General features: G+C 60.7%; 11 protein-coding genes. 4 read left to right on the top strand and 7 right to left on the bottom strand.

Annotation, left to right across the window (positions count from 1 at the left end; all coding sequences use genetic code 11):
* Positions 1-19: 19 nt before the first annotated feature.
* Entirely contained in the window at positions 20-5,803 is a 5,784-nt protein-coding gene (locus BFP89_RS13440; RefSeq protein ID WP_065885959.1) for a membrane-targeted effector domain-containing toxin, read from the top strand.
* Positions 5,804-5,918: 115 nt separating this feature from the next.
* Positions 5,919-11,099 (top strand): NEL-type E3 ubiquitin ligase domain-containing protein, encoded by a 5,181-nt coding sequence (locus BFP89_RS13435; protein WP_065885958.1) that lies wholly within the window; start codon positions 5,919-5,921, stop codon positions 11,097-11,099.
* Positions 11,100-11,112: 13 nt separating this feature from the next.
* Here the strand turns inward: BFP89_RS13435 and BFP89_RS13430 are convergent, their stop codons facing one another.
* The 5 genes from BFP89_RS13430 to BFP89_RS13410 form a co-directional block, all read right to left on the bottom strand.
* Positions 11,113-11,595 carry a CS1 type fimbrial major subunit gene (locus BFP89_RS13430; protein WP_065885957.1) on the bottom strand — a complete coding sequence of 161 codons (483 nt, stop codon included), beginning with the start codon at positions 11,593-11,595 and terminating at the stop codon, positions 11,113-11,115.
* 5 nt (positions 11,596-11,600) lie between these two features.
* Positions 11,601-12,359 carry a pilus assembly protein gene (locus BFP89_RS13425; protein ID WP_065885956.1) on the bottom strand — a complete coding sequence of 253 codons (759 nt, stop codon included), beginning with the start codon at positions 12,357-12,359 and terminating at the stop codon, positions 11,601-11,603.
* A gap of 72 nt (positions 12,360-12,431) precedes the next feature.
* A complete protein-coding gene (locus BFP89_RS13420; RefSeq protein WP_065885955.1) occupies positions 12,432-13,676 on the bottom strand; it encodes a hypothetical protein in 1,245 nt (414 codons plus the stop codon).
* 21 nt (positions 13,677-13,697) lie between these two features.
* Complete coding sequence (locus tag BFP89_RS13415) at positions 13,698-16,220, bottom strand: CS1-pili formation C-terminal domain-containing protein (RefSeq protein ID WP_065885954.1); 2,523 nt, start codon at positions 16,218-16,220, stop codon at positions 13,698-13,700.
* 107 nt (positions 16,221-16,327) lie between these two features.
* Positions 16,328-16,825 (bottom strand): CS1 type fimbrial major subunit, encoded by a 498-nt coding sequence (locus tag BFP89_RS13410; protein ID WP_065885953.1) that lies wholly within the window; start codon positions 16,823-16,825, stop codon positions 16,328-16,330.
* 506 nt (positions 16,826-17,331) lie between these two features.
* Between BFP89_RS13410 and BFP89_RS13405 the strand changes: the two genes are divergently transcribed.
* Complete coding sequence (locus tag BFP89_RS13405; RefSeq protein WP_065885952.1) at positions 17,332-17,841, top strand: PadR family transcriptional regulator; 510 nt, start codon at positions 17,332-17,334, stop codon at positions 17,839-17,841.
* Positions 17,838-18,605, top strand: a complete 768-nt coding sequence (locus tag BFP89_RS13400; RefSeq protein ID WP_065885951.1) for a siderophore-interacting protein — start codon at positions 17,838-17,840, stop codon at positions 18,603-18,605. Before BFP89_RS13405 ends, BFP89_RS13400 begins: the two co-directional genes overlap by 4 nt.
* A 122-nt stretch (positions 18,606-18,727) precedes the next feature.
* On the opposite strand, the gene BFP89_RS13395 is transcribed toward BFP89_RS13400, so the two are convergent.
* Both BFP89_RS13395 and BFP89_RS13390 read right to left on the bottom strand, forming a co-directional pair.
* Positions 18,728-19,354, bottom strand: a complete 627-nt coding sequence (locus tag BFP89_RS13395) for a Pr6Pr family membrane protein (RefSeq protein WP_065885950.1) — start codon at positions 19,352-19,354, stop codon at positions 18,728-18,730.
* 4 nt (positions 19,355-19,358) lie between these two features.
* A complete protein-coding gene (locus BFP89_RS13390; protein ID WP_065885949.1) occupies positions 19,359-19,592 on the bottom strand; it encodes a VF530 family protein in 234 nt (77 codons plus the stop codon).
* Positions 19,593-19,735 lie beyond the last annotated feature (143 nt).

The following is a 19,735-nucleotide window of genomic DNA, read 5'->3' as shown; positions in this document are numbered from 1 at the left end:
CAGCATGAGGACATTGCCAATGAGCACGTCGAACGCACCAGCAGCATCACCGACGCTTCAAGAAATACGTACTCACCTGCTTGAAATTGATCCAGCGCTGCGTACTCAAACCCAGGAGCCTGCCGTATTACCCGCTGAACTGCTTGCACTGGAAAAGCTCAATACCACCCTGATCGGCGCCAACAACGTCCTGCTGGAGAGGTCACGCAGTTTGTTTGGGGCATTGACGCAGGCGGACCTCACCCAAGCCGCCGGAAAAACACTGCTCGCCCAGCTCAAAACCGACCTGAACACACACCTGCGAGGCCTTGACGAAGCCAGCTCAGTCAGTGGTCTGGGCCGCAAGAGCTATCTCGCCCAGACGGCGGGTCTTGGCGCGCTGGAGCAGCAGGCCAGGCTTGATGTGCGCGATTACCTGCTGGCCCCGGCAGAACAACGCATGGTTGAAGACTGCTCCCGGGGCGCGGATTATCGGCCGGGGATGTACTCGCTCAACTTCAGCTACCAGGACAAAACCGTGGAGTTTGCCGGGGCCTTTGTGCTTACGCGCAAATCCAGCCCGGTTGTGGATAACCTGACCTCGGGAGAGGACCTCGGCCAGGTGCTGTTGTTCACCCCAAACCGAGGCCTGGAGTCCTTCGATTCGCTGGCGCAACTCGACCAGCGACTCAAGCCGACGCTAGCGTTGCCGGCAGGCCACGAGGAGTTCTGCCAACACCTGCCTGTGCATTATCAGGCGCTGGACGTCGACGATATCTGGCCACTGCAATTGCTGCCCATCCGCGGCGAGCCCTTGTTCGAACATACCTACAACGCGATCATCGACAAGCGCAGCGAGGACATCGAACGGGCATTGAGCCTGGTCGGAAACCCGCTGCACGAGGCAACGCTGCTCCAGTCGGCACTGGACGACGCGGTGAAGGCCGCACTGCCGGATTTGTCCTCGCGCCTGGCGTTCAGGCGCCAACGGCTGCTGGAGCGCAGCGTATACAACGGCCTGCCGGACTGGTACCGCAACGCGGCTGCGAGGGATCAGCAAACCCTGAGTCGTTGCCTGCAGGATTACAATCAGGCCCGGGCAACCTATATCGAGCTACTGGGGCCTGTCGCTTCGCCCCAGGCCCTGGCGCATTTCCAGTTGACCGAGTATCTGGACGAAGCGCTGGAAATCCACGACCTGGACCCGCTTCACCTGAACATCACCACCCGACGCCATGTCGCCCATGTCGGCACCTATGAGCAAACGCGCAGTCTGGTGCAATTAAGCCATGACGGGCTGCATGCGGGCGACGAGCTGCCCGGCTCAGATTTTTTGACCAACACTACCCTGACGTATGCGGGGGCGGCACTGCAAGGCGACCATGCCGTGCTGGATGCGCAGAGCCTGCTCGAGATACTCCGCGAACCCGGCCTGCAACCGCGCCTGGACTTTGCCGCGCTGCAAAAGCAAATGCAGACCGAAACCCGCTTCAGACAGGCGACTCGCGACCTGTTTGATCATCGCCTGGTGCTGCTGGCCTTTATCGCCCGCTTGCGAGGCGACCTGAGCCACGCGGACCATGCCTTGTTCGACACCTTGCGCGCCGGTACCAACCCGCTCCTGTGCGCACGCACCGTGCTGTTGCACGGCGCGCAACTCAAAGACCTGTGGCTATTGCGCGAGGTGGACGCCACCGGCCAAGTCCGGCGCTTGTTGCTGTGCACCCCGAACTCGCCGCGCGAGCGACAGTTCCAGGCATTCGCCACCGAGCGCGAATGCCAGGCGCATATCATCAGTTGGGCTGATGACCACACCCGGTCAGAGGGGCGCACCCTGCGCGACTACCTGTTGGAGCAATGCCCGCTGCGATTTCGGCCGAAGATGGGCACGTTCCTGGCAGGTCTGGGCTTCAAGCCCGACGCAAGGGAACACGAAGAGGTGACATTCGGCCCTGTGTGCTCGCACACGGTATGCCTGGACGCCATGGTCGTGCATTCGCAAAGCGCAGCGCAGGACGATTACGACTACAGCACCCCGCTCTGGTATCGCTCGGCCCAGTCGCCAGACCGAACCCGTTTGACCCGCCTTGCCGACGATGCCGCAGGTGCCTTAAGCACCTATGACGCCATGCCCGATTCGCACGCCAACTTCATCACCTTCGATGCCTACCTGCACGCCAAGGCCACACTCAGCCTGAACAGGCTGCTGGGCCGTCCTCAGAATGATGTCGACCCTGACAGCGTGTTCGTGTCGGCGCCCTGGCCGCTGCTGGGCGGCAAGCCGAAGCCCATTACCTATACGAGGCTGTACCGCGACGGTTACGCGGATAACGTCGGCTTCATCGATCCGAAATTCTCCACCTCGGCCACGTTCAGCGGGCCGGCGGGCGTCGACCTGAGCCGCCTGACCCCGCAGAACGTGTCAAGGTCGGTGACCGGTGTCTGGATCGGTCGACGCTACACCGACGAAGTGCGCGCCAAATTGCAAAGCGCGAGCAGCCCCGGTTATGCCAGACGGCGCGACGCCACGCTGGCGATCACCCAACTGCAGATGAAATACGCGGCGCTCGACTGCTGCCTGCGTGGCCATATCGCCCGGCTCGACCTGACCTGGCTGGAGCGAGCCATCGACAGCCTTGGCGACACGGCGGCTGCGACCCGCTCCACTTATCAGGTACACCGCCTGACGATTGACGGCGATTGGGTAATGGGCAACTACCTGTTCAGCCATGCAAACAACCCTGTCTTGCTCTACACCCCCAACGCACCCGACGGCATCGGCTTTCGTGAGGCGAAGCTGTTCAACTACTGGCTGAAAAAAGTCGACGGTGTGTCGGCTTACCTGCACGGTCGGGTGCCGGTCCAATCCCAGGCGCGGATCACCACGTTCCTGACGACTGCCCGCGATGGACTGCCCGAAACGATTGACCGCACGACCCCCAGCCCGGCGCGCTATGACAGGACAACGCCTGACACCACCCTGACCGACCTGCGCAACGATGTCTACAACAGGGTGCTGCAACGAAAAATAGACGATGTGGTTGCCACCACGGTCAATCGCACAGAGATGATCATGGGGATTGTCTGGACGTGCGTCGAACTGGTCACCACCCTCGCCACCATTCCATTTCCCGTGTTGAGCCTGAGCCTGGGTGGCTTGTTGGCCTTCAAGGACGCGATGCTCGCCATCAGTGCCTACCAGCAGGGCGACATGGCCGGCGCCTTGAGACACTACATCGGCTACCTGGCCAATGTGGGCGGTGCTGTGTTGTTCGACGTTCGCCAGGCCCTTAAAGGCCCCTTCAATACACTGTCGATCAGACCGGTGACCAAAGCGCTGACACAGTCCACGCTGATCAACGATATCGACCCCGGTATTGCTGCCGGCATGAAACCCGTGATGTTCGATACCCATCAGTTCTGGGTCAAACACACACCGGATTCTCTGGGGCGGCATCTGCTGTTTCGCCATGACCCCGTCACCGGGCAAATGCAGTCGACTGCACGCCTGGTCAACCGGAACGCCGATGGCCATTGGGTTCGTTCCGGGGTTGCGGGAGGTGGCCGCAGAAAGACCTATACGCTACTCCAGGAGGAGGCCGACCCGTCCCTGGCGCGCTATGAAATTGCACCCGAGCAAGGCAAGTACTTCAGATCAGCGCTCAACCTTGAGTACGTGCGCACCATCACCAGTCATCCGGATGACACCATTGCGCAGGGCGCACGTGAAGGGGCCTATATGGATTTGAAGCCTCTACGTGACAGCTACCGCAATCAGGTGAAACACCTGACTGAAGATACGCAGGCACTTTACGCCTCGCCTCCAGCACGCCCGGACCGCACCGGCTTGCCGGTACTGGCCCCCGACTCCAGCCCGTCTACCGTACTTGCCAGCCTGTTCCCACTCAAGAAGCGGCTGATCATTGGCGCCTCCAACACCAGCGTTGCCAGCAAGCAGTTACTGATCGAAAACCTGCCGGCCCTGGCAGCACAAGGACTCAAGCGCTTGCACATCGAAAACCTGCCGGCCGACGTTTTCCGCACCAAACTCAAAATCATCAATGGCGAAACCAAGGGCAACCTTGCGTACGCCTTGAATAAGGTCGGCGACCATCTGGCGCGCGTCGATGCGAGTTTGGGCTGGGGCGCGGATGCGCCGTTTACCTTCCGTAAACTGATGCTCGAAGCCCACAGGCACAAGGTCGCAATCGACGGCGTGGACGCCTCGAGTTCCTATCATCTGGAACACGCGCTGGAGCTGTCTGACAAAGAGCGGTTTATCCCGCGCAACAGCCAGCTCAGAAATTTCTATTCCCACAAAGCCCTCGCGCAAAACGATCCCGATGATGGCTGGATCGCCCTGGTAGATCACAGTCGCATAGGCAGTACCGACGAGGTGCCGGGCCTGGCTGACTTGCAGAATGTCATCGCCTTGCGTGTGGAGGATGCTACCCCTGGCCAGGCAGTGGGCATCCTGCCTGATACATCCGCCGCCGCGCTGTCGCGGGGCGATTACAGGCTGACAATGGCCACAACCGCCCAAACCTTGCCGACGGCCGGCCCCTCGAGAGCGGTACCGCCCCCCTCATCACCGTCTCATTACCATGAGTTTGATCTGCCCGCGTCGTTCAAACCGGACCTGGACGAGATGGTGCATAGGCATGACAGCCTTGACCCCCTCTACGGGCCTCGAACGGGAGACCCGTACCATCCGGCGCACCAGGCGTTCAAGCAAACACGCAGTCGCCTGGATGAAACCGCCAAACAGGCGTTGGCCGCCTACACGCCACTGCCACGCCCGGATTTCGCCGACCTTGCCACGGCGTCCAGCGAGGAGGCGTTCATCACGCAGGTGTATAAAAAGATACGGGGACTGGTTATCGGCGAGTCCCATCTTGATACCTACAGCAAACGATTCCTGATCAAACACATGAAGCTGTTGAAGCAGGAGGGCGTGGAGACCTTGTACCTGGAGCACCTGCTCACCGATCTGCATCAGGCAGAGCTGGAGGTTTTCTTGCGCACCAGCGAAATGCCGAAAAACCTCAAACGCTACCTGAGCGCGCAGGATGCCCGCCATATGCGCGGTTATACCGGGCCCGACACTTACACCAATGTGGTCAAAGCCGCGAACAAGGCGGGCATTCGGGTGCGGGCGCTCGACTGCACAGCCAGCTATCACGTCAAGCGCATGTACGGGGACAAGGCCCGCATGAACCTGTTCAGCTATTTCGCCAATGAGGTGATCAAGGCTGACCAACTGGCACAGGGCCCGCATCGATGGGTCGCGCTCATCGGGGATGCCCACTGTGACCTGCACCTGGGTGTCCCGGGCATTGCCCAATTGCAGGATGGCGTCAGCTTGAGGATACGCGATGTCCACCCCACCCAGGCATTGCCGCTGCAGCGGGGAGGATGGGAGCTCGTCGAAGGTCAGATCGGCTCCCCCGGAACAAAAACCCTGCGCAGTGACTTCACGTTGCACGCCGGTATTGCCGGTAAGCCCGTGCCGTTTCCCAAGGCGGTGCCGGACCGCGCATGGCTGAGAAACGTCGACGAGTTCCTGATCGAGCAGCCCTCAGCCGCCCACGCCAATGTGCTCCACCGTTCCGAGAGCGGAGCGATTGTGTCCACCCCCATTCAAATTAACGATACCGGGGAATTTTTTGTCGAGCGTTGGCCGCAGTTGCGAGGCAGGTCCTATATGACCCTGGAAAACCTGGCAGCGCAGCTTAAGGCAGAGGTGAAGCTGTCGCCTGTCTCCAGGGCGGCCCAGCCAAGCGAGCCACTGCGACAGGTGAAGGGGACGTTGCCTGCCCTCTGATCGCTAGCCGACGCCTGTCGGCTGAAGCACCACTCACTGTCAACTTCTCACGTTTATCCCTGCCCGGCCCAAGTGCCGGGCAGCCCTGGACTGATCCTCTAAAGGCAACCTGAACATGTTATTCGAGTCTCCTTATCAACACGCTGCAAGCCATGCAGAAAAGGGTATTCACTTTGACCTTATCAAGCGTGCACTACCCGATTGGCTCAGCTCGACAACGCTGGCCCGCGTTCGCGCGGTGCAGGCCGCGAGCCCCTGCGTCTACACACGAATCACGTCTATCGACAGAACCCTGAACACGGCGTCGAAAGAGGCCATGGCCGAGCATTGGACTGCCCGGAATACGGTGGATGAAACATTCAAATACGTAAAAGACATTTATACATTCGCTGAGCCCCTGCTCAAAAATGCCTTACGTGAATACGGCAACATTGATGTAAAAAACACCTTTATTCGTCTTTATGCCCCCGCTAAAAACAGCTGGTGGGCCATTGGCATACGCAAAGGCGTGACCAGCCGGACCGTATCGTTACTGGACGCAGCCCTGCATAATTTTTCTGCCGGCGAGCAATTTGCCGACTTTGCGTTCTTGTCCAGGGCGGACGCTCAGGGCCAGCAGAACATTCTCCAGCTCACCTCGCGAACCACTGGCCAACCCTTGACCGCACTGGGCTTCAAGAGCCTGTGCCGCAGCCTGAATATCGGCCTGCAATACCAGACGCGATTATTGAAAGTCCTGGGGTTCAACAATCAGGTGCAGGCCGATAAATTGCGCCGCAAAGTGATTGCCTGCGATAAGGCAGCGCTGAAAAACGCCGCCTGTATCGCCCTGTCGCAAGGGCATATCCAAGACGATGCCCGGCAATTGCTCTTGGATATCGCCGAGGGCAAGCCGGCCCCGGCCCTGGGTGGCATTGCGGTGCAGTACTACAACCTGAGCCTGCTGGATGCCCAACTGAGCGGCATTGTGCTGATTGCCGCGCCACAAGGCAGCGATAAACACATCGAGCGCTTGCTGGCCTTCATCCCCGAAGACCCCGAGCACCCGTTGAAGGAGTACGCCTCGCCGGTCGAGTTCATGAACGAACTGACACGCCAACTGCACGACAGCACCACGTCCCTCGATGAAAAAGGCCAGGCACTTTCCAAAGCCACCTACCGGCAATTCTTCAGTCAATTTGTGGACCATAAACAACGCGGACATTTTTTCGCCGAGCTGCAAAACCGCCTGTTCAAGGTGCAATGGCATCAGAAGAAACGCACCGACAGCGGCCCCAGCTGGCAAACCATCCCGGTTGACACGCCGCAGTTGCACTTCAGCGTGCAAAACATCTTTGACGATTACCAGAACCGCCCTCCCTCCGGCCACTCCGAACCCGATACGCTGTGGCATTACCTGTACCGGGTCAAACTCAACAAGATCGTCAACGATACCCGGGAAATTGCCATCACCACCGCCTATGCAGACCTGATGGCCCGCTGGGCCTGGTGGGACAACCTGGGCAAGATGCTGTCGGACATCCTTAATGCTGCGTTACTGGTGGTCACGCCATTCGTGCCGTTCCTGGGGGAGTTGATGCTCGCCTACACCGCCTATCAGGTGGCCAACGAGGTATTCGAAGGCATCGTTGACTGGGCACAGGGTGATGGGCTGCAAGCGATTGCTCACGCCATGGAGGTAGCTCAGGCGGTGGTGCAACTGGGGGTTTGGGCGGGGGCCGGCGCGGTAGGCCAGACGCTTGCACTCACGCCTTCGCCCTTCGTCGAAGGGTTGCACCCGGTGGAACTTGCCGGCGGCGAAAAACGCTTGTGGAACCCGGACCTTTCGCCGTACCGGCAGAGCATCAGCCTGCCCAAAGGCACCCTGCCTGACGCACAAGGCTTATATCAGCATGCTCAAAAACACTGGCTGGCACACGCAGACAACCACTATCAGATCGAACACGACCCTCAACTGCCTCACCAGCGCATCGTGCATCCCCGCCGGCCACACGCCTATCAACCGAAGATACGCTTCAATGGCAGCGGTGCCTGGGTGCATGAAGGTGAACAACCCCGCAGTTGGGACGATCACACGCTGATGCGCCGGATCAGTCCCGCCACCCAGGCGCTGAGTACCGAGCAGCTCGAACAGATCCGGGTCATCAGTGGCAGCGAACCGGACCATCTGCGCCACATGTACGTGCGCAACCGACCCTCTGCGCCGCTGTTGGCCGACAGCCTTGAGCGCTTTCAAGCGGGCCGGTTTGCCGAAGAATCAGCCCGCAGAATGCGCACAGGCCAAACACTCGAGCCGTATTCCTATTGGTTCGAACAGGCCGTCACAGAACTCCCCGGCTGGCCGCCAGACAAAGCCCTGGAGGTATTTCACAACAGCGACCTGAGCGGCGAGTCGCGTAAATATGGCAACGCCGACGCCGCACCGGCAGATACCTTGACCATCAGCCTGGCCGACGTAATGGCTGCCAGGCTGCCGGAGCGCGTGCTGGATTTTTTCGACGAACAACAGATCACTGCGTTACTGGGCGACAGCTTGCCCCCGGCCGAACAGGTGCAGGCGTTGCGCAATCGACTGGCGGACTACGTCGACGGCTTTGGCGGTCATATCGCCAACAGCCATTATCAACTGGGCCAAGTCAGCAGCGACCCGCACGTTGCCCTGCTGCGCCAGAACGTTCCCGAGCTGCCGCTGAGCTGCGCCAACGCGCTGCTCAGGCAGGCCTGGCCAGAAGAGTCCACGGTGATGACGCACGAGCAGCGCCTGCCCTTGCGTCTCAAAAGCCTGGCACGCGAGCTGGACTTCGACAACCAGGCCAGCCGCGCTGTCGAAGGGCTCTACCCGCATCATCAACCCTCGGTGCAAAGCGAACGGTTGGTGCTCAACACCTTGCGTCTGCACACAGATGCGTTCGCCAACCTGAAAGTCGACCTGCGCGACGGCAGCCCCAGCGGCCCTTTGCGCTGCAGCGTCGGCGATGCCAATGCGCTCCAGACCCGCACCCTGGTGCGCAGCACGGACGGGCACTATGCGGTGTTCGACGCCGATGCCAAGCCGCTGACCGCTGCCGCCACTTTGTACGAGTCCCTGCTCTGGACCCTGGCACAGGACCCGCAACGCGCGCCTCTCTTCGCCGTCGGCGAAGGTGAGCAACTGCGCCAATGGGTGATCGAACGCAATCAGACGCCCGCCGAGCGACGCCTGGCCCTGGCCGAACCTCCCGTGCGCAAACGACCTGCGCCCGAGACCGAAGTGCTGCTGGGCGGCGGTGCCTCGTGCAAAATGTCCCGCGTCGACAGCTATGACATGCAGCCCAAAACCATTGAAGAACGCATCAAGCTGTTACTTCCGGCAATGAGCAAAGACAGCGTTCGACGTCTGTCCATCACGCTGGGCACGGCCGAAGGCGAGCAAACGCTGACGCAGATGGAGTCGCAAAAACAGCAGTTGTTCCATCAGCTCGATACTTACATAAAAAGCCCGACGCGCTGGGAAAGCACCCTGCTGGAACCGCAAGTGCGCAAGCGTCGAGCGGAAGTCGCGACCCGCCTCTATGACGGCTGGAGCAACGGCCTGACGGTGCATCTGGACGACAGCTTCGAACACCGTGGCGGTATCGCCCTGGACTTGTTCAACACCCCTCTGCCCGACGAACTGCCCACCCTCAATGTGCCACTGAACCACATCAGCGACCTGGACCTGCGCGGTTGTGAATTTTCCGATAGCCACGCCGCATTTCTCGACAATTTCCCGCATCTGCGCGACCTCGACCTGAGTCGCAACAAACTCACCCGGCTGCCCGAGACCCTCGGCAAGCTCAAACGCCTGCGCCGTTTGTACCTGGAAGGAAATGCCATCGTGCTCGATGAGGCCGCCATGTCGACCCTCGCCCGGCTCAAGCGCCTCAAACAGCTTGAAATGGCCGGTAACCCGCTGGGGCAGGCACCGGACATCCGCCAGATGCCGACCCTGACCCTGCTGAACCTGCGCGATACACAGATAAACGACTGGCCCGCCGGGCTCATCGGCCAATCCCGCGCGCGCGGATTCCAACTGGACCTGAGCGAGAACCCGATCACCCGGTTGCCCCATGTCGCCCCGGGCTCGGATGAGGCCGACATCATCGCCCGCACACGGCTGGACCAAAGCAGACTCACCTCGGACTTTCAGGACTTGCTCGCCGAATATCGCGAGTCAGTGGGGTTGGACGCGCTGCGCACCTATGCGCCCAAAGGCCAGAGCGAACCCTGGCTGACCTACATCAAGCCGACAGAGCGCGAGCGCCATCGGCAACTGTGGGATGAGATTGAAAAGGAACCGGGCTCCCAGGGCCTGTTTGAAGTGATCGGATCGCTTGAGGAACCCGATGAGTTTCAAGCCGAAGAGGACCGCCTGGCCTACCAGAGCAACCGGCCTGAATTGAGCCAGAGGGTATGGCGCCTGCTGCGGGCGGTCGAAGCCGACAGCGACCTGCGCGAACGCGTATTCAAGGATACCCGCTACCCTGGATTGTGCCCCGACGCGGGCGCGTTGATCTTTCAGAAACTGGGTGTCGAAGTGCTAGCCAGTGAAGCCCATCGCACCAGCACATCACCAGAGGAACTCGAGGCCAGGCTGGTGGTGCTGACCCGCGGCGCCGCGCGCGATGCGTATATGGGCAAAGCCATCGGCGAAGATATCGCCCACCGCCTCAAGCCCAAAGACCAGGGCGGGCTGGGGCAACGGCTATGGTCGCAGGTCATCGACGGCGAGCATGGCGAGGTCGACGAAGCGGGCATTCATCTGGCCTATCGCAGCAGCCTGGCGGACCGACTGGACCTGCCCTGGCTCTCGTCGCATATGACTTACCGCACACTGGCTGACGTGACCCCCGAACAGATCGACAAGGTCGCCGCGGCGGTCGAAAGGCTCGAAGAAGGTGACGGCCTGGTCAATCAGATGCTGCTGGACACGCGTTGGGAGCGTTACCTTGAGCAGCACAACCCCACCGCCAAATGGAACAATGACACCGCCTTTGACCGCAAGTACCTCCAGCTCGATGAACTACAGGCACTGCAAGCGCAATACGCTCAGTCACAGGACCTGCCGCAGACCGATCGGCAAGCCCTGCTGGCAAAACTGCGCGACCTGGCGCAGGCGCTGGAACTGGATGAAGCCGGCGTATTATCCGGCAACCCCATGAGTGCGGCGCAATACGATACAACCCTGAACGAGCTGGGATACCGTCACAATCAGTGGCTGCGAGACTTGACCCGCGCCGCGCTGAACCGGGCAGGCGCACGCAAGAACCGCACTTGATGGAACCGAAGGCTCAGGGCGCCAGAAAGTCGAACATCAGGTGCACCGTGCCGTAGTAGGCACCGCCCTGGTAGCCACCCTCGGGCTCGATCGGAGCAATCTCCAGCTCGACGCGCCGGCCCATGCCCGCCTCGTCGGCGCTGAGTACCCGGGTCGAGTCCAGGGTCAGGGGCACCCGGTTGAACAGCACGCGCAAATCAATACGGTCGCGGCCGCTCACCAGATAGGGCATGTCCCCCAGGCGGGCGGCCACGCCGCCATTGAGGTTCTTCACGTCGAAGTTCTTGCGCAGGCGTCCGAGCCTGGAGGTGGCCAGGTCCCATGCCAGTACCTGGTCCTGCCCCATCCAGTCGGGTTCGGAGGGCAACACATAGGCCTCATGAACAGGGATAGTCACCGACACCTCAAAACTCTGGCGCTCCTGAAACGCCTGTGCCGGCCCGCCGATGGACAACGTTGCGATCAACGCCGCCCATACCGTCAGTTGCTTGAACATTGTCATCACCCGTTGCTGTTGACCGTCATCGGTTTTTTGTCGCGGCCTTCAATCATCTGGAAGCGGTACTCGCGGCCGGGTTTCTTCTCCAGCGTCCACTGACGGCCCGGCAGGATGTGGTGCTTGGTGGTGGCTTCGCAGTCGGTTTTTTGCGCCACCGAACAGTCCCGGAATTCGTCGAGCACCACCACACTGTTTCCGGCATTGCGCAGGGTGTACTGGCTGGCAGTCTCGCCGACCCTGGTATCGAAGCGGGTGTCCTTGGGGCGCACGAAGAACACGGTGCCGTAGCCCGCCATGATGTTGACCCCGGCCGCCAAATCCTTTCTGTACGCGTCACGCTCGCCATCGGTAACGGCAAAGTCGTCGTCCTTTTCCGGTATCACCGGGATGAAGCGCACCCGGAAGTAACGCTCTTTGTCGCGCTGGCCCATGTACAGCAGACGGGTGCCCTGGCGCCCGCCCGCCGGGACGATCAGCCGCGCCGGACTGGCCATCAGACCGTCGCGGCTGGTGGCGCCACCCTTGTCGTCGGTCAGGGAGGCGACCGGGACTTCCCTGGACGTGCCGTCGGCGCTGTAAACGATCTCCAGCACATTGACCTTGATAAAGGCGGTGCTGGTGCCCCCATTGAACACTCGCTTGAGATAAGAACTGCGGTCGCCTTCCAGGTAGTCGTACACCACACCGACATTGATCGCCGGCCCGGCCTGCGCCGCCCACGACATCAGCAACAGCCCAGCCCCTAACACTGCATGTTTCATGTTTGCTTACGCCTCATTGATTGAACGCGGCTCACCGCCCGCTGCGGGAGCCGATATGCGGGGCAATGCCCGCTAGACTTCCGAATCCCAGATCACCGTGGCCACGCCGGAATAGGTACTGCCGGGCTTTTTGAGCATGTCGGCGACGTCATCCCTGGCCACTTCGAAATGCAACTTGCCCTCGCGGTTGTTCACGTATTGCGTTGGCTGGAACAGTTCGGTGCCCACGCCGTCGAGACGCAGGGGCAGCTCGTTCACGCTCTGGTCGTGCTGGTCACGCAAGCCATAGGGCAGGCTCACGGCCACTTGCAGCGGCACTTCGTCACCGTCGCTGTTGCGCAGACCGCAGGTGTTGCCGATGACCAGGCCACACTCAAGGGTCATCTTGAAACGTGAGCTGGCGGAAATCGCAAAGGTCTGGTCGCGCCACAATCGCGACGGGCGCCGCCCCTGGTTGAGCCAGGCTTGCCAGCCGCCCTCGGGGAGCAGCTCGATGCGATTGGCGCCGGCCGGCAGGTCGACCTTGAGCACATGTTCCACCGACAGGATGAAATTGAAGGTCAGGACCGTTTCGTCGGGGATCATGGCGTTGCCGAAATCCATATCACCGCCCGGCCCCATGGTGTAGGTGATGGAGCCTTCATAGGTACCGGCGTCCATGCCCAACGGGTTCGGCGTCTTGAGTTCATAACCGTACTCAAGCGTGGTATAGCTCATCGCCGGAATATCCATACCGTTGGTGACGCTGCACGCATCGGCGTTCTCCGGCACGATCCAGAAAAACAACGCGAACGAGGTTCCTGACGCGATGTAATTGATCGGCTTGCACGGTGCGGGCGCCCCTCGCCAATAAGTGCTCCAACCCACACCTGGCGTCGCCCAGCCGGATACGCCCGGAGGGTAGGAAACATTCCACCGGCCACCGATACCGGCGATACGCATCTGTACCCTCTCCGTGCGGCCGGTGACGGTGTGCGTCACTGGCAGGTCGCGAAAGGCCGACGGCACCTTGAAATAGGCGCTCTGGCGCGGATCCTCGGGGAAAGCCGCGATTGGCCCAGTGGAATAGGCGCGAAACGCGGTGTTACGAATACTGAAGATATTCGCCGCCTCACACAAAGCCGGAACGTGCCAGGGACACAAGCCACTTTGCGGGGTGGTGTTGACGAATTTGTTATTCGTCGGGTTGGCAGGGTCGGGGCGAAACACCGCCGTGATCTGCTCGACAATCGCCAGCGCCGGCAGGCTGTAAGCGCCCAGGACCAGCGCTAAAGCAAACAGGCCCAGGCGTTTTTTGGTTGCGGTAATCAAGGTCATGAACTCCAGTTTCAACCGCCGTCAACCGGCGGTCTCGGCGTGATAGTTAGCTTCGGCCAAGGTGTCCGGCGTGCAGCGCAAGTCACCAATCATCAACACGTCGTTTTCGTTCGGCGCATTGCTTGGGTCCAGACGAAACTGGCAAAGCAGCTGGTTTTGGTAGCGCACTTGCAAGGTGGGCGCGCTGGAACTCATTTCCATCGAGAAAAATCCGTCCACCTCGCTGACCCCACGGCTGGCGTGATTGATCACGTGATGCCCCTTGAGCGGTGTACCGCGCTCGTCCAGCAACCGGCCAAGCACAGTGACGGTTTTCATTACGGTGATTTTTCGATAGTCCACACCGCCCTTGTTCAGGTGATAGCTGGCGCGGGTTGGTTGAATATTGGCCGCCGGCGGGTGGTTGCCTTCAAAGTCGAAACTCACGCTGCTGCTCTTGTAGGCCGAGACCGGCACGTAGTTGCGCCCCGGCCGCAGGATCGCACCGCCGCCACCGAGGTCGTCGGCGCGCAGTTCGATTGCGTCAAGGTCGGTTTCAACGTCGATGATCATCCCCGCACCGTTACCCTGGTACTGGCTGCTCAGCAACATCTTGCCGGCACCGGCAACGAAGGTGCTGTTGAGGTTCAAGCCACCACTGAGGTCACCGTTGAAGGAGCTGCGCTGCACAAAGCCGTCACCGCTGACCGCGCTGGTATTGAAGCTGGCCATGCCCGACAGGCCAACGCCGTAGGTATCGGTGATGGCGGTCGCGGAGACGCTTTGCAGCATGTGGTCGGTGAGGTCCTGGCGCACCGTCACCGAGGCATTGTTGTCGCGCCCGCCGTCTCGGGCGGTGCGGGTGCCGATGCTGCCGGAAATCTGCCGGCCTTCAGTGCCCAGGTTGACACTCACGCTCACATCCACGCCACGATTGCGCGCGTCGTTGGTGCCGGCGCTGCCGGGCCGGTCGAACACCGAGAATCGCCAGTTGGCGTCGCTGCCGAACAGGTTGTCGTGGCGACTCCAGCCCAGGTCCAGCCCGGCCCCCTCGATATTGCCCTCACTGTGGGACAGGCGCATGTTCAGGGTGTTTTTCGCGTCGAGCCGGTGGTTGACCGACAACGCGGTGTTGCTGGCCTCGCCCACGAAGGTATTGCGGCGCAGGCGCGTACCATCCGGCAGGGTTTCGTACGTGTCACGGGTGTCCAGCCAGCTGCGGTTATGGCTGAACACCAGGTTGGTCGAGCCCAGGGTGTAGAGCCCTTGCAGGTCCAGGCCGGTGCCATGTTCCTGGGTCTGGTACAGGTTGGCATAGACGCTGGTGTTGTTGGCCACCGTCCAGTCCATCGACCCGCCGTATTGCAGTTGCTCGCGCACCTGGCGGGCCGACAGGCCGAGGATCACGCGCGGGTGCACCAGGTAATTGAGCGACGCACCGGCCGTCACCGCGCCCGAGGCCTGCTCATCCCAGTTGCTGAGCAGTTTGGTCTCGCGTCCGGCAAATACGTTGTAGCGCCAGCGGTCTTCGGCGTTGCGCCAGTTGCTGGGTTTGTACACCAGTTCCTGGGTGGTGCTGGTCGTCAGGCCGTCCTCCACCAGGCGCACTTCAACCTCATAGATGCCGCCGGGCAGTGGCCGGGTATCCAGGGTTTGCAGCCCGGCCGCCACGGCCTGGGTGTTGATCAACAAGCCGTTGCGGTAGATCTCAACCGCTGCCTGGCGGTTGGCGGTTACGTAGATCGGATACACGCTGGGTTTGGAGTTGTTGATGGCCAGGCTGTCGGAACTGCCATACATCAGGCCCACCGCCGTATCGGGGCTGGCGCCGAAGCTGCGCAGTTGACGGGTCAGGCCATCGGAATTGGGGGTGAAGTGGCCGAGGCGGAAAAACTGCCCTTCCAGTTCACGCTGGGTATACAGCTCATGGATCGCATGGCGTACTTGCTCGTCATCGCCACTTTGCCGCGCCAGTTGCAGGTTGAGCACCTGGCTCCAGTTGCCGAGGCTTGAACTGGCTTGCAAGCCGTAGCGTCCGCCCAGGCTGTCTTCCTGGCTGCCGTTGAGGTTGAGCTGGTTATTGATGATCAACCCGAGGCTGCCGCCTTGCGGCTGGTCGTAGAAGCGCGGGGTGTCATCACTGCGTTCGACGTCCTGGGTGAGGATCGCGAGCTGGGAGTTTTCCAGATTGTAGAACGCCGAGATCATCTTCTCCGGGCAGGTCTGGGTGCAGGCGCCCAATGCCACGCCGTTCTCCAGCAGCGCCTGCCAGGTATCACGGGTGGCGGCCGGGACTTTGCTGTCGCCGGTATCGGTAAATTCGAGCAGGGTCACACGGTCATCCCGCGACAAGACGATCAGCGCCTCGCCCAGCAGTTGCCGATCGAGATCCACGCGCACCGCCAGCGGCACGTCGAAAAAGTGATCGCTGAAACCTGCGGGCAGGCCTTGGGCCTGGGCGATCAGACTGCCAGGGGTTGCAGCGCCGGAAGCAGCAGGTGCCGCCAACGCACTCGTACACATCAGCAGCGCGAGCGCAGCCGCGATAGGCGTCATCGGAAACATGAACGGATACCCTGAATGCCAAGAGAGAAAAAATCAGGCCGGCGGACAGAGGAGGAAATCAGCCGACCTGCAAGCAAGTGCCCGTGGTCAACGGGCATGCATTGGCATCAAAGCGTCGGCAATACGGCGTCGAATACCACCGGCATCACTGCGGTGTAGGAGCCGCGTTGAGTGGCGGTAGGCTTGGCCGCGACGATGCGCATTTCGGCGCCCACGCCTGGGGTGGAGTCGGCTTCGTTGACCACTTCCTGAGGCGTGCCGGTCAGGGTGACGCCGTTGAGGCTGGTGGTGAGCGCGATGTTCTGCGCAGCGTCACCATTGAACAGGACAGCCGGGCCGCCTTCGATGTAGGCGTGGACCGAACCGTTGGTGTTCTTGATGTCGTAGATCGCGCTCAGGGGCGCCAGCTCGCCGCTGACCAGGTTATAGGTCATGGTTTCGTCACGACCCCAGTTCGGGTCACGCGGTTGTGCGTGGAAAACGGTGGTCGGGATAGTCGCCTTGATGTTGACGGTATGGCTGGCTTCTCCGGCAGCAAAGGCTGTTACCGAGGAAGACAGGGCCAGGACAGCCAGAGGGGCAGCAACAGCAAACTTTTTGAACATGGAGTCAATACCTGTAGTTGGAAAACTTATTGATTTTTTCGTCGCCAAGAGCATCCTCGAACAACGAACAACCGCGCCGGTTAGTTGCACCGTGCGCTGCCAGGCAATAATCGACCCAAACTAAAAGCAGGTATGCAGGCGCATTCCAATATACGCGTAGCCCTTGTAAACAGGCGCCGCGTGAAAAAGATGGCATTTTGCCAAAACTTTAAAAGTGTCCGTAGGAATTGAACTACATGCGCATAATACAGGGCGCATGAAACATCGAAAGGACGTGCACTAGACAAACAAAACAAGTTTCAAATAATCAGGCACATCGGCACACATTCGAGCATCAGCTCTAATTAAAGTTATAACTCTAATTTGATTATCCTCCAAGCGGCTTTCAACTAAAGGCCGTTGCACCCCGTGCGCAAACCTGGCCCTGACCGCTGGTCGGCAGAGACTGGCGCACACCACAAGATATATCTTAAGTTATATCTAAATGAGCGCAGAGGAGGACCATCATGAAGCCTGAACATCGCGGTGACTTTGAAAAACGCGGCGGTCGCGGCCCACGGGTTTTCGCCCCAGGCGACCTGAAGCTGTTGCTGCTGGCGCTGATCGCCGAGCAACCCTGCCATGGCTACGACCTGATCCGCCGCATCGAAAACCTCTTCGACGGTGCGTACAGCCCCAGTCCCGGCGTGATCTACCCCACCCTGACCTTCCTCGAAGAAAGCGAGTTGATCAGCGGTGACGCCCAGGGCGGGAAAAAACATTACACAATCACCGACGCCGGTCGTCTCTTTATTAACGAGCAAGCCGTTGCCCTGGACGGCGTGCGCATGCGCATCGACGTCAGCAAACGCTCGCTGCGCGGCCACGACCGCCCACCGGAAATTCACGAGGCGGTGCACAACCTGCGCCATGCCCTGCATTCGCACCACGGGCGCTGGAGCCCGGAAGAAATCGTTCGTGTCGCGACGCTGCTCAATCGCACCGCTCAAGCCATTGCCGACGGGAGAGATCAATGAACACACACACCATCCATCGCGTGACCCACGAGATCAAACGCCGCCGCCTGCAGGTACTGCGAGTAGTGGATATCACCCCACGCATGCGCCGCATTACGCTGGGCGGGCCGGAACTGGCGGGTTTTGTCAGCCTGGGCAGTGATGATCACATCAAGCTGCTGTTCCCGCAGAACGCCGCCGAGCAAGCCGCGCTGGAAAGCCCGACCTTCAGCATCAAGGGCGACGGCCCGCAACCTGCAATGCGCGATTACACGCCACGGCGTTTCGACCTGGGCACTGGCGAACTGGATATCGACTTCGTGCTGCACGGCGACGGCCCGGCGTCGACCTGGGCCGAGCAGGCGCAAGTCGGCCAGCACCTGCATATCGGTGGGCCACGGGGCTCGATGATCGTGCCGGATATCTTCGACAGCTACCTGTTGATCGGCGACGAAACCGCCCTGCCCGCCATCGGGCGACGCCTGGAAGAATTACCCGCCGGGCGCAAGGTGCTGGCGGTGATTGAAATTGCCGACTCCGCCGAGCAACAGACACTGGAAAGTGCGGCGGATGTTGAAATCATTTGGGTGCTGCGCGGCCAGGACGACCTGCTCGACGTGGTACGCAACCTGACGCTGCCCGGCGGCACGCTGTACAGCTTTGTCGCGACCGAAACCAAGGTGTCGCGCCAGGTGCGGCGGGTATTACTGGAGACGCACAAGGTCAACGAGCAATACCTCAAGGCCGTGGGCTACTGGCGCGCGGAAGGCAGCGACGAAGATTAACCTGGACGCAATCAAACTGTGGGAGGGGGCTTGCCCCCGATGGCGGTGTGTCAGTCACTGTATGTATTGACTGAACCACTGCTATCGGGGGCAAGCCCCCTCCCACATTGACTATGCCCGCTTTAAATCGAGGCAGGTTTGAGAAGCTTGTCCAACCCAATCACGGCCAGCGCAATCAGTAGGAACCCCAGCAAAATCCCCCCGGCATTCACGAACACCTGTGGATAACCCAGCCTGTCCACGTCCATGAACGGGTACTGATACTGCCCAAGCAAATGCCCGCGCAGCAGCACATAACCAAAATACACCACGGGGTAAATCACCCACCCGGCGATGTACTTGAGCTGCAAGGTGCCTTTGGGCACGCAGCGCCACCAGTAGATCAGAAACAGCAGCGGCATCACGTCATGCAGCAATTCATCGGCGATGAACTGAAAGCCTTCGGGGCTCCATAAATGCCGTAGCAGCAGGTTGTAGGCCAGGCTCACCACCACGATGCTGGTGGCAATCGCGCCGCAGATGCCGGGCTTGAGGAAAAACCGTCTGGCGGCGGATTCGCGGGTGACCAGCGCGTAGCTCAGCACCACGACCACCAGCGTATTGGTCAGCACCGTGAAGAAACTGAAAAAGCTGATCAACCCGCCCAGCAGGCTCGCGCCGCTGGACCAGCGCGAATACAAAATCAGGTATTGCTGGATCGCCAGCCCCACCCAACCGGCGAGCGCGGCCGCCGCGACATAACGCTTCATGGGCTCAGTCCAACGGGCGTTTGGTGCGCATCAGCTTGACGTATAACCCTTCGACTTTTTCACGGGCCCAAGGGGTCTTGCGCAGGAAGGTCAGGCTCGACTTGATGCTGGGATCGCTCTTGAAGCAGCGGATATCAATACGCTCGGCCAGGCCGCTCCATTCGTAATGCGCCACCAGCGTGGTGAGGACGTGTTGCAGGGTCACGCCGTGGAGTGGGTCGTTGCTTGTCGCGGTCATGCCGGGCCTTTTGCAGGAGAGGAAACACAGCCGCGCACCTTAGCCGACGGGGCGTAACGGTGGAAGCACTGCATTGAATATAGCCGCTTGGCAAAAGTTCCCCTTCGCAGCCTAAAAAGAGATGTTATATTGTAACATCTCTT

Origin of the sequence: Pseudomonas sp. 31 R 17, from assembly GCF_900004915.1 — a bacterium.
Lineage (GTDB): Bacteria > Pseudomonadota > Gammaproteobacteria > Pseudomonadales > Pseudomonadaceae > Aquipseudomonas > Aquipseudomonas orientalis_A.
The sequence above is the reverse complement of the archived record's forward strand: the minus strand, read 5'-3'. Positions and strand labels throughout refer to the sequence as shown.